Raw genomic sequence first — 10,969 nt, 5'->3', positions numbered from 1 at the left:
CTATAGCTATTGTAATCAATAAAAGGCTGAATAACTGCATTAAAATACCTCTTTTGACTGTTCTGTTAGCTTCTTCTTTGCCCCATATTTCTCCAATTACATCAGTGCATAAAAATGTTAGCGGATATGCAACAACCGCGGCAGGAACTATAAGCCCAAATATATCGATTACCTTTCCTGCTACAATGTTAGAAACCACTAAACTCGTTACAAATACACAATTTAATAATGTTAAATTTCTTTCTGTCTTTTTCAATATCTCACTCCATTCATATATTTTTGATATTTAACCCACTCACACATGCTGTGCGCTACTAACTTTTTTAAATCTGTTTTCTTATTACCTTCTTTTTTTAATCTTCTTATATGTATATCTCCATCTTTAAATGTATATAATTGCTGTCCAATGCTTGCTCCTACAGTCCAACTACTACTATCAACACTATAAAACTTGAATGACTTTAATATCTTTGTTTTAGTAAACCCTAACCCATGTACTTTCACACCTTTTTGATAAGCATACTCAACCATTTTTTGTATTAAAGGATACTCCTGTTTTTTTATATCATTTATTGCAAATCCTCCAACTGCAATATATTTATATGTTGCACATAGTTTTTTCCAGTACTCCACACCTCTTGTTTTATGCCAAACTGGTATACATTGTCTACCTACTTCATTTTCTATTTTTCTAGTCCATTTCTCTACCTGTTCCAATCCAAATATCACATCTACATCAACTTCAAAGAAATATTTTATATTGTAGTCTTTAATGAACTTTATATATCTATCAATATAGTTTTCCATTTCTTCTTTTGAGATTTCTGTGCCATTCATAAAAGAAAAAGCCCCCGAATCTAATAAGAAATTCTCATTTCCTACTATACTCATAGCTTCCAAACACGCTTTTTCTTTGTTAAAAAAAGTTTCTAAGATGTATTGAGGTTTACATTTCTCTATTGTTTCTAATCTTAACTCCTTATTCATTCCACTTTTTGTTGCTGCTAAAAATATCCTCATTTTTATATTTCAAACTCCTCACCACAACATGGACATTTTACTGATTTTCCTTTTTTCTCTTTTTCTTCTAATTCTTCATCTAATATAAAATCTGAATCAAGTACTCCTAAATCTTCGAATGTTAGTACATTAAATCCAAAATTACTCATATCAATATTTTCTATTTCAGCTAATTCTTTTGTTAATTTATCAAACTCCCAATCAGAAAATTCACTTGTCTTATTATCAGCTAATCTATAGCCTCTTATTTCTTCTTCTGTCAAATCTTTTAAAACTAGGCATGGAACTTGCTTCAAATTAAGTATTTTAGAAGCTTCATACCTTGTGTGACCTGTTACAATTACATAATCTTTATCAACTGTAATTGGATTATTAAAACCAAATTCTTTAATTGAATTAACAACCTTCTCTACTGCATCATGGTTGTTTCTAGGGTTATTTTCATAAGGTTTTATATCTTCTAAATTAAGATAAATAACTTCTCTTTTGTTCAATTTAAGACCTCCTTTTTTAATTTTGAATATAATAAAAGAGCCACCTATTTAAGATGACTCTTTAAACTAAACACTCATATTTTTCTTTAAATTCTCTGACAGCATCATTCCATGCCTCTTGCTCTGTTATTCCTTTTTCTATAGCAATCCTTTTGGCTATCTCTCTTATTTTAGTTGCACCTTCTAATATTCCCATTTCATATTTCCCCCTATTCTATATAATTTAAGCGAGGTCATAAGTCCTCGCTCTATTTAAAATATAAGTTAAATATCTTTTTTAAGTTGTAAATCAGGAAATGGTATAACTTTAGCAGAAGTTAGAGTATTTTTAGGTAGACTTAATAGATATTCTACTTCTTCTGGCTCTAGACTAAAGTTATAGGAAAATGAAAGTTCATCCATAAACTCTTTTGGAGTAAATACCTTCTCATTTAATAACATCAAAACTGCTGTTTTTAACAATGCTGGTAGAGAAGTTAATAATTCATCATCTAATGGCTCTGATTTTCTTAGTCCTCTACGCTGCAAAGTACGAATCATAGACTGATATTCATCCATGCTGATAATTCCTAAAGAATATGAACGGCGTATCATTGCTTGTATAGAAACTTTCCATTTACGTTTCAATTCTGTATAGTTTGGAATACGTAAAGGAGTTCTCTTAGCATCAATTTTAAAAGTCTCTTCTGGTAATAAGAATGCAGATGCAAATCTATTAGCTTCTGATTCTCTGTCTTTAAATTCTTGTTTTTCTAAAGCTTCTACATCCTCGCTCCACTCATGCAAGCATATATGCCCTAATTCATGAGCTATATCAAAATGAATTCTAGAGGCAGAAGTCTTATTACTAGAATATCCAATCAGATAAACAGTTTCTCCTGAAATATCTATCATCTGACTGAATGCATCTATATCATCTGTAGAGGTTGAAAAGCTTGTTACAAGTATTCCATGTTGCTCTACTTCATAAATAATATTATCAATAGGCTTTAATCCTAATCCCCAAGCTTCTCTTAAAAGTAAAGCAGCTTCTTCTGGTGTTTTACCAGAACAATCTGGTAAATTTAATGTTGGGAATTCAATATAATCTTGTAAGAAGAAATATATTTCTGCTAGAAATTCCATTTTTTGAATTTGTTCTGCTCTATATTTTTTATTTGTAGTCAATAATGCTCTGAAATATGTTGAACCTATTGCAATATTAGTTCCTGTTTCTAAAAAGAACTTAACCGGAAAACCTAACACTCTTGCTATTCGTTTCACTACATTATTATCATTTGGTTTCGATTTATTATTCTCATACATCGAAACAGTCTGTCTTTGACAGTCAATTCTCTCAGCTAATTCAGCTACTGTCATTCCTCTATATATACGAGCTTTCTTTAAACGCTCTCCATTAAAATTAATTTCCATAATTATTTCCTCCATCTATTCACTAAAAAGTGACTACTTGGCATCTTCCTCCTTTTTCGCCTTTTTTAAAGGATGTGTTTTCTTTCTTGCATCTGCTTTTGCAGTTAATTTCAATCCAAGAGTAGGATTATTTGCAGCAGGATTAGTCTTATCAACTTTTTCTACAACTGTACTTTCTTCTATAGATATATAAGAACTCAAATTTTGTTCTGATACAATATTTAAATTTGTGTCAACCATCACAGCACGAATAGATGTCAGTTCATATTCAGCTGTTTGATTAAATAATAATAATACATGGTGTTCAATGATAGCACCATCTTTATTTATACTATCAATTAATTTCTGTAAATATATTTCAACTTTGTCTTCATTATCAAATTCTATTGAAAAAAATGATAGTTGTTCAATAGGAGCTTTTAAATCTCCATTAAATGCCTTAGTTAAAATATCTACATAATGCATTTTTTCTCTTTTATTGATATTGTTATGAAGTTCTTTATATCTTTGCTCTCTCATTAATACATAAAGATACTTGCTATTTTTATCATATATAAAAATCATTCTCCAACGTCCACGTTTAGATTTATACGCTTTAAAATTAGAACTATTAAATGCGGTATCAATTGCATTATTTAACAAATCCCAGAACTGAAAAGGTACTCCATTTTTAGTTATAAAGTTTTGTTTTCCTGTATATTCTCTAATTTCTTCTCTTGCCTTACTAAAGCATTGAACAATGACGTAACTTATTTCATTCGGAACTTCTAATTTTATTTTATTTGACACTCAGGCATACACCTCCTGCATATTTTTATATATTTATTGTAGGCGTTTTGTGCTAAAGTGTCAATATTAAAAGTCAAATATGTGCATTTTTTATATTTAAAGCGTCATTTAAAATTTTTTAATTGTTTATATAATATCCCTAATTATAAAAATTATTCACTTTGGCTAGAGCAAAAATAATCCCTTAACTCTAGCCAAATATTAAGTTTTGAGAGGGAAATTTTCCATTTCCACAATACTATTATCTCATGCTTTTTTAATCAAAAAGGGGAGAAAGTAGGGAATAAAGTGGGAATTTTTGGGGAAAAACTGGGGAATTTTCTAATTTTTAAATAATGGGAGTTCATTTTCCTTAATTCTTGGATAAAGCATATCCATAACTTTATACACCAATCTTTCCCTTACACATCTACATGTTTTCCTATCTGAGTTCATTTCTAAGGATATATAAACCATACTATTTTTCATTCTGCTATTATAAAACAGTTTAAAGAAATGTTCTTCTCTTATATCTAAGCATGTAAGTGCATTTTCTATTTTCTTCTTTTCTATTTCTTTATCTTTTTTCAGTTTTTTTAATTTAGAAATATCTCTTTCTTTTTTTATAATCTCATTCTCAACAGTTGAGTTAAAAGCATATGTTGGACTTACTTTTTCATCATATCCAACAGCCTTACACCCAAATATTTCATTTTCTCTACTTTCTATATCTAATTCAAGATTTTTAATTTCTGCATTTAAAAATTTATACTGATGTAGTCTACCTTCTACTTTTTTAAATAGTTCTTTTTTATTAATATTATTATCCATACTTTCACACTCCTGTTTATGTTATAATAATCTTGGATAAAAGCTTTATATTTTTGACAAGCGGAGTGTGAAAGCACTCCTTTTTTCTTTTACTTAACAATATCTATAAGCGTTATATTTAGCTAAGTACTTAGCCATGCCATGCATAGCTTCATTAAAGCAATTATCTATATGCTTAAAGTCTACATCTACATAATCTTTAATATTTTCTTCATAATAATTAACATATGTTTCTTCCGTTTCATTTTCAGCTTTTCTACTTTTATTTATTAAATTAGAAATACCCTCAAAGTTGTAAACTATTATTAGCTTTTTAACTCCCATTTCTTTTATTTCTCTCATAGCTATTATTGCTGCTTTTATTTCTCCTGCTATATCTTTTAATAATAATGCTGCTCTATTTTCTCCATTGTCCCATTCTTCATAAACCATCCCATTATGTCTACATATAGCTACTCCAGACCCATATTTATTCAACTTTTCTGAATAACTTCCACTTATGTATGCTATCATAGTGTCTTTATCTTGCTTTATATCCTCTAGCCCTAAATTACATCCTTCTAAATATAGTTTTGCTTGTTTTAATGAGTAAAAGCCCTTATATTCTGCACATGAATACACTCTCACTTGTTTATATGCCTCCTCCCAATTATTGTATATTCCAGTTTTATGACCTTTTCTAACAGCATAATATTTGCTAGGCATTTTATTTAACCCTCCTTAAATAACATCTTCCAACTCAACCTCAACCCTTGGCTTATCACTATAATATTTACTAGCTACAACCTCAACAATCTGTGTATCATCCTTATAAGCTATCTCATTGAGTGAGTCAGCTATAATCTTGACTACATTGTCAATGTCAGGTTTTTTACTGGGTCTTAACACATTATTTCTTTTCTGCTCTTTAACTTTTTTACTATTACTTTTAGCTATAGAATAGTAACATCTTAAAGTCATTTTTATATAACCTTCAAAGTAATGTTTAACTTTAGATTGATATAGCCATTTTATTAACTCCTCATAATTTTTAGTCTTATTAGGTGTATAGGTCCTTTTAGTTATAGAGTTCATTCTTGGTCTTTCTTTGCCAACTGGTTCTCCACCTATTGTAAAATTAATCTTCATTATTGCCCCCTGACTTTATAACTCAACTTTCTCTACAGAATCCAAATCAATAACTTCGTATTTCACATAACCATAATTATCTTCAATATATTGTTCGAGAAGTGTATCATCTTCTGGATTATTGGGTCTATTAATGTCTTGAACTATATCAATCTGTATACTGTCATGTTCATCAAAACATATTACATAACTATTCTTTTTTTCATTTGACCATCTTTCTATTTCACTTAATAACTCCTCTATGCTCAGATTTTGATTTCTATTTTTATAAAACTTGCATTTTTTTGCTCTATCATAGACCTCTTTTCCTTTTTTATTACATCTTCCAATTTCCATACCTCTGTAACGTTTAAAATGAAAGCAATCCTTACATATATCCATTTTTATTCCTCCCCTACTTTATTCCCAACTCAACATACCCATTTCCTAATTTAATAAAATACTCAATCTCTTTATTTACCTCAATTCCTGTAAACTTTTTATCCTTAAATGACTGCAATATGACTGTATCTCCTGCTTTAAAATTTGCTGTATATTCTACTTCAATTTGTTTTTTATTCTTAATTACATCTTTAAAAGTACTAGAAGATATTTGCAATTCATGTATCATAAGCTCACACCCTTTAAAAGTTTTAGTCTTTTTCCCCTTTTTCAATTTGTTCATATTCTATTTGAGATATAACTTTTTTATATGCTATTTGACCTTGCCATTCATTTACTACAGCATCTTCAATATCTTGTACAAATATAGCTAACTTGCCATTTACATTTGCTATTTTTAACCATATAAATTCATGTGTATCTTTATTCTTTTCTACCCATATGGTCATTTCCTTATTTTCTTCCAAGCATAAATCATTTAAATATATTTCTTCATTTATCTTATACATTTGAGTAGTAATCATAATCTCACCTCTTTTATAAGTCAAAGTAAGTCTATAAACTTCTAGTTTCATTCACAAACTTACCTTGACTATTTATACTCCAACCAATTTTTATTATTTAATATTTAGGAAATTCTCCATAAGTCGTAGCAAGACATTCAATTCTCCACTCTGGTATAACCCATGTTGTATTGTTATCACCTACATATGCTTTTACTTTATAAAGCGGGGTATTTCTTTTTCTAAATTTCGTACTATAACATTTTTCTAAAATTTCACAACCAACCATTCTGTTATAGTAACAGTTTATTTGATGATATATAATCTTTTCCCCTACAGAATATTTATATTTTAGATTATTTATAGATTTTTTATATATGCGATTTTTCACATAATTTGCTAATACACAAATAATTATTAGTAGTATAGTAACTAAGAAAATATTCATAAATTAACCCCCTTAACTAGTTTAAACTTACACCTTCTTATTATCTACTTCCTTCTCCAACCATGTTTTATGTGCTATATCACAATCTTTACTTTCACAATCTCTCCTATCATTTATACAACTAGCACAAATCTCTTTTCCAAAATTTTTATATACTTCTCTTTCACCAAGATTATTTGACTTGCACATTTCTTTATTAGTCATATGCTCACCCCTTATAATCCTCAAATTTATCTACACTTCTGAAAATAATCTTATTATTAACCCATCTTTGCAACCTTCTATACTCATGATGGCATTTCCATTTTTCGAATATCATTATATAAGGGTCATATTCTAGCTCTTTTAATTTGTAAATACGTTCTAAATCTTGCTCAAAAGTAGTATTAAAATTAGTAAGAACATAAACACCTAATTTTTGCTTCTTAAAATTCAATTTACCTCTAAATTCTTTTAGCTTGTCATACGTATTGAACTCATAATTGTCCCATGCAAAATGGATCCGTTTTATTTTAATTTTGTTAATCATTTCTGCTTTTTTCTCTGTCATAAGCCTTATATCAAGTCCTTGAGTGAAATCAACCCAAGCTTTACTATCTATAAGTTGCTTTAAAAGTTCTTCCCACTTACTACAAGCTAAAATATTAGGGTCTAGCAGTTTAACCTCTTTTTGACCCCTCCAAAACTGGTTTAAATCGGCTACCTTATAACTTTTATTTCCTTCCTTTTCTTGAACTATACAAAACTCACATCCTCTAGGACACCCTCTTGTTAAGTAGCCATAAGCAACATTTTTAATATCATATAAATCATAATCTGGATACATAAATTCAATCTCTGATGGCAATTTATTCTGTAAATTATATCCTGTACCACCCTTTATGACTTCCTTAGCATTTATAACTGTGTAATCATCATCTGAAAAAGTAAATACTTTAGTTTTATATACTTTGTCATATTCTTCAAAGAAATTTACAAATTCCACTTTATCGCCTAATTTTTTGTGGTATGCTGATATTTTCATAAGTGCTAAATTAGGAAAGTTATGTCCATCAACATCTATTAAGCCTATTTTCATATGAACACCTACTTCTCATTATAGAAATTAACATTTTTAATAACTATATCTATAGTCCCATTTCCATTATGTCTAATACCATATTTCATAAAATCCTCAAAGCCCTCCATTTTACCTTTTATCTCAAAGCCTGTATCCGTTTTTATATGTCTATTTTTTAAATTCTTCTCAACCCATTTTTTATCAATATTAAAACTTTCAATTCCTTTTTCTTCTATATGGTCCTTAAAACTATCTTTTAAATCTTCCTTTATTGCCTTTTCAGTGAACTCATTTATATCAAGATTTTGCTTTTCTTTTAGCATGTAAAGCAGTATACTTCTTACGTCTTCGCCCTGTTTCATATCACTATATAAATTTGCTATATAAGAATCCACAAAAGCTTTAAACATCTTAGTCTTATACTTATCATCTTTCACTTTAGTAGCATTTAAAAACTCTGTAACAAACTTAGAATTACCTTCTTCCTTTTCTGCATCTTTGTCTAAAACACTCAAATGGTATTCATCATTGATTCCACTCAAACCAATAATTGCCCCTATTTTAATTGCTTTAGTCTCTTGTATATTAACTTCATTAGTTGACATCTGTATGTTGAATTTATCATCCTCAAAACTAATAGAATGAGTATACGACTTGTTGTAATCAAGTTTTAATATAGCAACTTTCTTTTCGTCTTTTTGAGAGTATAAGCAAATTGCTAAGTCGCAAGATTCTAATGTAGCATTAAGCTTCATAACATCAAATAAATAAGCTGCAATCTCTTTAGAGTTATTTAAAAACGAACTTTCATCATAAATAATCTGTTCACAACAACTCTTAATTAAATTGTTACTATAGTCATTAAATACTGCTGTTCTGATGTCATTATCTCTTGATACTTTGCTTATTTTCTTTTGAAAGAAAGCTTCAATATCTTGACTGACTCTACCCTCAAAATCATTTAGTATTGGTGTATCACTATTCTTATCTAAAACATGTATTATAAATTTGTGTATTATCATATTTCAATTCCTCCATCACAATAATATTCAACCATTTTTTGACTTCTAGTATCCTTTATAACTTCTTCAACTTTATCTATTGTTACAAGCAGTATCTTGTCATCTTTAGCTAATAATTCAGCTTTTTGTTTTAACATTTCTTTACTTCCACACGAATAATTTATTTTACGTTCATCCAACAATAGCCCTTTTTGCCATCTCAATACATACTTTGACATTTGTTCACCTCTTTATTTCATTTTTGAGAGCCACAAAACACTTCAACAATAATTTATACTAAAAGATATTTTGCAACTCTCTAAACTGTTTTAATTAGATATTTTTCATATCCATTTCTTCTACCTCAATATCAAGCCACTTTTCGCATCCTGTAACACAACTAGTTGGATAACAATCATCTTTATTTGCATAAATGCAACAACTACACTCTGCATCACATTCAAACAAGAAATCCTTTAAACTTTCTTTATCTCTAGTTATTTTTTCAAAATTAGTTATTTTCTTTTCTACTTTCTCTCCAACGAATTTTTCATAACAAGCCGGACACATATGCTTATCTATGTTAATCATTTCATTTTCAACATTCTTTTTATATAGCTCAATACATTCTAAATTATTTTCTTCAAATATGCTCTTGCAAAAGTCACATTGTATAACTTTACTCATTCTTATACACCTCTTTTATTATCACAATTTTCACACTCTTTTAGATTCAATCTATACTCATAAACCCTACCAACTATAAAGCTACTTATTATGAGCACAATACTAGCTAAGATATTCACTTTTCAACATCCTCTCCATCTATATAATGCTTTCTTCTTCTATTTAAAATGTTTTTGTAACACTTTTTATCACATGTATCAATTTCTTTTGAACAATACTCACACAAATCGTTAGACTGTATAAATTCCCTAATACTTTCACATTCTTCACAGTTTTTAGTTCTCAGATGATTCTCATAAATTCTACCAGCTATAAAACTTCCTATTAGTATTAAGATAATCGTTGAAATATGCATTATATCTCATCCTTTCTATCATCAATTAATATATTGAATCCACATGAACATTCTCTATAATATGTGTGTTCTTCAACTATTAACTTGCCTTCATCATTTCCAATCTTGTCATTACCACAATTAGGACAATAGCAATACTTTTCTCCAAGTTTTATAATATCTTTTAATTTCATTTCTCAATATCTCCTTGAACTGTTTTACTTTTTCTTTTATAAGCTAACATTTGTGATACAAATTCATAAAACAATCTCTCCAGCTCTTCTTCTTCTTCTGAATTTACATAAACTTTGAAACTCTCTTTATCTTTAGTTAACTGCATTTGTATTTTCATTCTCAAGTTTCTCCTTACTCTCTAAAAATTCTTTTCTAACTTCTTCCAAATTCTCGCATTCATTGCCAATTACTATATATTCTTTGCTATTCATTATAGTTGCTTTACTTGTAAGTTCCTCCCATTTACCTTCAAATTGCTTTAAATAATGCCATTCAACATATAATTCAAGAGCATAATTTTCTTGTCTTACAATTCCATATTCATGTTTATTTTTAGTATTATAAGGTTCTTTCAATATATCTCCCTCATAAATTTCTTCATTATTTCTAGACCAACGTTTAGAGAATATTCCAACGTTAGAAACTCTTTGCCATTCGCAATCTTCTTTTAGCATAAATAAACAATCTACTGCATCACTCCACATTATTGTTGCTGAATAAATCCACTTTTCATTTTCAAAATCATAACCTCTATACTTAATTAAACTCATTTCTTAACATCCCCTCGCACTCATATTTACTTAATATTTTTATAGCTATCAATTGCTTTATTAACAGAACACTTTTTCTTATTTAATATCTTTTCAGCTAACTTAATTACTTGTTC

22 protein-coding genes are annotated in these 10,969 nt (G+C 28.7%); all 22 read right to left on the bottom strand.

Going from position 1 to position 10,969, the window contains the following annotated elements; translation table 11 throughout:
• The coding region (locus KGF39_RS18125; RefSeq protein WP_227823377.1) for a queuosine precursor transporter at window positions 1-256 on the bottom strand (256 nt) is incomplete at its 3' end.
• Window positions 253-1,020 (bottom strand): hypothetical protein, encoded by a 768-nt coding sequence (locus tag KGF39_RS18120; protein WP_227823376.1) that lies wholly within the window; start codon window positions 1,018-1,020, stop codon window positions 253-255. The genes KGF39_RS18120 and KGF39_RS18125, both read right to left, overlap by 4 nt.
• Before the next feature lie 2 nt (window positions 1,021-1,022).
• Window positions 1,023-1,514 (bottom strand): ParB N-terminal domain-containing protein, encoded by a 492-nt coding sequence (locus tag KGF39_RS18115; RefSeq protein WP_227823375.1) that lies wholly within the window; start codon window positions 1,512-1,514, stop codon window positions 1,023-1,025.
• A 61-nt stretch (window positions 1,515-1,575) separates the two neighbouring features.
• Window positions 1,576-1,710 carry a hypothetical protein gene (locus KGF39_RS19990; protein WP_255643631.1) on the bottom strand — a complete coding sequence of 45 codons (135 nt, stop codon included), beginning with the start codon at window positions 1,708-1,710 and terminating at the stop codon, window positions 1,576-1,578.
• 68 nt (window positions 1,711-1,778) lie between these two features.
• Window positions 1,779-2,927 carry an XRE family transcriptional regulator gene (locus KGF39_RS18110; protein WP_227823374.1) on the bottom strand — a complete coding sequence of 383 codons (1,149 nt, stop codon included), beginning with the start codon at window positions 2,925-2,927 and terminating at the stop codon, window positions 1,779-1,781.
• Between the two features lie 33 nt (window positions 2,928-2,960).
• A complete protein-coding gene (locus KGF39_RS18105) occupies window positions 2,961-3,716 on the bottom strand; it encodes a DUF5986 family protein (RefSeq protein ID WP_227823373.1) in 756 nt (251 codons plus the stop codon).
• Between the two features lie 321 nt (window positions 3,717-4,037).
• Window positions 4,038-4,526, bottom strand: a complete 489-nt coding sequence (locus tag KGF39_RS18100; protein ID WP_227823372.1) for a hypothetical protein — start codon at window positions 4,524-4,526, stop codon at window positions 4,038-4,040.
• Between the two features lie 93 nt (window positions 4,527-4,619).
• On the bottom strand, window positions 4,620-5,231 hold the full coding sequence (locus tag KGF39_RS18095; protein ID WP_227823371.1) for a ribonuclease H family protein: 612 nt from the start codon (window positions 5,229-5,231) through the stop codon (window positions 4,620-4,622).
• Window positions 5,232-5,246: 15 nt separating this feature from the next.
• Complete coding sequence (locus KGF39_RS18090; RefSeq protein WP_227823370.1) at window positions 5,247-5,654, bottom strand: RusA family crossover junction endodeoxyribonuclease; 408 nt, start codon at window positions 5,652-5,654, stop codon at window positions 5,247-5,249.
• A gap of 15 nt (window positions 5,655-5,669) precedes the next feature.
• Entirely contained in the window at window positions 5,670-6,035 is a 366-nt protein-coding gene (locus tag KGF39_RS18085) for a hypothetical protein (RefSeq protein ID WP_227823369.1), read from the bottom strand.
• Window positions 6,036-6,048: 13 nt separating this feature from the next.
• Entirely contained in the window at window positions 6,049-6,264 is a 216-nt protein-coding gene (locus KGF39_RS18080) for a DUF3850 domain-containing protein (protein WP_227823368.1), read from the bottom strand.
• A 22-nt stretch (window positions 6,265-6,286) separates the two neighbouring features.
• Window positions 6,287-6,559: a hypothetical protein gene (locus KGF39_RS18075; RefSeq protein WP_227823367.1), complete on the bottom strand. Its 273-nt coding sequence runs from the start codon at window positions 6,557-6,559 to the stop codon at window positions 6,287-6,289.
• A 97-nt stretch (window positions 6,560-6,656) separates the two neighbouring features.
• Window positions 6,657-6,986, bottom strand: a complete 330-nt coding sequence (locus KGF39_RS18070; protein WP_227823366.1) for a hypothetical protein — start codon at window positions 6,984-6,986, stop codon at window positions 6,657-6,659.
• Between the two features lie 27 nt (window positions 6,987-7,013).
• On the bottom strand, window positions 7,014-7,190 hold the full coding sequence (locus tag KGF39_RS18065; RefSeq protein ID WP_227823365.1) for a hypothetical protein: 177 nt from the start codon (window positions 7,188-7,190) through the stop codon (window positions 7,014-7,016).
• Between the two features lie 4 nt (window positions 7,191-7,194).
• Window positions 7,195-8,064: a radical SAM protein gene (locus KGF39_RS18060; RefSeq protein ID WP_227823364.1), complete on the bottom strand. Its 870-nt coding sequence runs from the start codon at window positions 8,062-8,064 to the stop codon at window positions 7,195-7,197.
• Window positions 8,065-8,072: 8 nt separating this feature from the next.
• Entirely contained in the window at window positions 8,073-9,068 is a 996-nt protein-coding gene (locus KGF39_RS18055; protein WP_227823363.1) for a nucleoid-associated protein, read from the bottom strand.
• Window positions 9,065-9,286: a hypothetical protein gene (locus KGF39_RS18050; protein ID WP_227823362.1), complete on the bottom strand. Its 222-nt coding sequence runs from the start codon at window positions 9,284-9,286 to the stop codon at window positions 9,065-9,067. Before KGF39_RS18050 ends, KGF39_RS18055 begins: the two co-directional genes overlap by 4 nt.
• A gap of 94 nt (window positions 9,287-9,380) precedes the next feature.
• Window positions 9,381-9,734, bottom strand: a complete 354-nt coding sequence (locus tag KGF39_RS18045) for a hypothetical protein (protein WP_227823361.1) — start codon at window positions 9,732-9,734, stop codon at window positions 9,381-9,383.
• 115 nt (window positions 9,735-9,849) lie between these two features.
• Window positions 9,850-10,089, bottom strand: coding sequence for a hypothetical protein (locus tag KGF39_RS18040; RefSeq protein WP_227823360.1), 240 nt, complete (start codon window positions 10,087-10,089; stop codon window positions 9,850-9,852).
• On the bottom strand, window positions 10,089-10,262 hold the full coding sequence (locus tag KGF39_RS18035; RefSeq protein ID WP_095915412.1) for a DUF3797 domain-containing protein: 174 nt from the start codon (window positions 10,260-10,262) through the stop codon (window positions 10,089-10,091). The genes KGF39_RS18040 and KGF39_RS18035 overlap by 1 nt, the downstream gene beginning before the upstream one ends.
• The gene (locus KGF39_RS18030; protein WP_227823359.1) at window positions 10,259-10,420 is read right to left on the bottom strand and encodes a hypothetical protein; all 162 of its coding nucleotides are present in this window, start codon (window positions 10,418-10,420) and stop codon (window positions 10,259-10,261) included. The genes KGF39_RS18035 and KGF39_RS18030 overlap by 4 nt, the downstream gene beginning before the upstream one ends.
• A complete protein-coding gene (locus KGF39_RS18025) occupies window positions 10,395-10,853 on the bottom strand; it encodes a hypothetical protein (protein ID WP_227823358.1) in 459 nt (152 codons plus the stop codon). The genes KGF39_RS18030 and KGF39_RS18025 overlap by 26 nt, the downstream gene beginning before the upstream one ends.
• Between the last annotated feature and the right edge of the window lie 116 nt (window positions 10,854-10,969).

This window comes from Clostridioides sp. ZZV14-6345 (genome assembly GCF_020657775.1).
In the GTDB taxonomy this organism is placed as follows: Bacteria; Bacillota; Clostridia; order Peptostreptococcales; family Peptostreptococcaceae; genus Clostridioides; species Clostridioides difficile_D.
This window is presented reverse-complemented; position numbering and strand designations above follow the sequence as displayed.

Bases quoted from the DNA above. Each gene is read 5' to 3' on its own strand.
- KGF39_RS18035 (WP_095915412.1), bottom strand. From the start codon at position 10,262: ATGAAATTAAAAGATATTATAAAACTTGGAGAAAAGTATTGCTATTGT.
- KGF39_RS18060 (WP_227823364.1), bottom strand. From the start codon at position 8,064: ATGAAAATAGGCTTAATAGATGTTGATGGACATAACTTTCCTAATTTA.
- KGF39_RS18025 (WP_227823358.1), bottom strand. From the start codon at position 10,853: ATGAGTTTAATTAAGTATAGAGGTTATGATTTTGAAAATGAAAAGTGG.
- KGF39_RS18050 (WP_227823362.1), bottom strand. From the start codon at position 9,286: ATGTCAAAGTATGTATTGAGATGGCAAAAAGGGCTATTGTTGGATGAA.
- KGF39_RS18110 (WP_227823374.1), bottom strand. From the start codon at position 2,927: ATGGAAATTAATTTTAATGGAGAGCGTTTAAAGAAAGCTCGTATATAT.
- KGF39_RS18095 (WP_227823371.1), bottom strand. From the start codon at position 5,231: ATGCCTAGCAAATATTATGCTGTTAGAAAAGGTCATAAAACTGGAATA.
- KGF39_RS18055 (WP_227823363.1), bottom strand. From the start codon at position 9,068: ATGATAATACACAAATTTATAATACATGTTTTAGATAAGAATAGTGAT.
- KGF39_RS18120 (WP_227823376.1), bottom strand. From the start codon at position 1,020: ATGAGGATATTTTTAGCAGCAACAAAAAGTGGAATGAATAAGGAGTTA.
- KGF39_RS18075 (WP_227823367.1), bottom strand. From the start codon at position 6,559: ATGATTACTACTCAAATGTATAAGATAAATGAAGAAATATATTTAAAT.
- KGF39_RS18065 (WP_227823365.1), bottom strand. From the start codon at position 7,190: ATGACTAATAAAGAAATGTGCAAGTCAAATAATCTTGGTGAAAGAGAA.
- KGF39_RS18040 (WP_227823360.1), bottom strand. From the start codon at position 10,089: ATGCATATTTCAACGATTATCTTAATACTAATAGGAAGTTTTATAGCT.
- KGF39_RS18090 (WP_227823370.1), bottom strand. From the start codon at position 5,654: ATGAAGATTAATTTTACAATAGGTGGAGAACCAGTTGGCAAAGAAAGA.
- KGF39_RS19990 (WP_255643631.1), bottom strand. From the start codon at position 1,710: ATGGGAATATTAGAAGGTGCAACTAAAATAAGAGAGATAGCCAAAAGG.
- KGF39_RS18045 (WP_227823361.1), bottom strand. From the start codon at position 9,734: ATGAGTAAAGTTATACAATGTGACTTTTGCAAGAGCATATTTGAAGAA.
- KGF39_RS18085 (WP_227823369.1), bottom strand. From the start codon at position 6,035: ATGGATATATGTAAGGATTGCTTTCATTTTAAACGTTACAGAGGTATG.
- KGF39_RS18100 (WP_227823372.1), bottom strand. From the start codon at position 4,526: ATGGATAATAATATTAATAAAAAAGAACTATTTAAAAAAGTAGAAGGT.
- KGF39_RS18080 (WP_227823368.1), bottom strand. From the start codon at position 6,264: ATGATACATGAATTGCAAATATCTTCTAGTACTTTTAAAGATGTAATT.
- KGF39_RS18070 (WP_227823366.1), bottom strand. From the start codon at position 6,986: ATGAATATTTTCTTAGTTACTATACTACTAATAATTATTTGTGTATTA.
- KGF39_RS18030 (WP_227823359.1), bottom strand. From the start codon at position 10,420: ATGAAAATACAAATGCAGTTAACTAAAGATAAAGAGAGTTTCAAAGTT.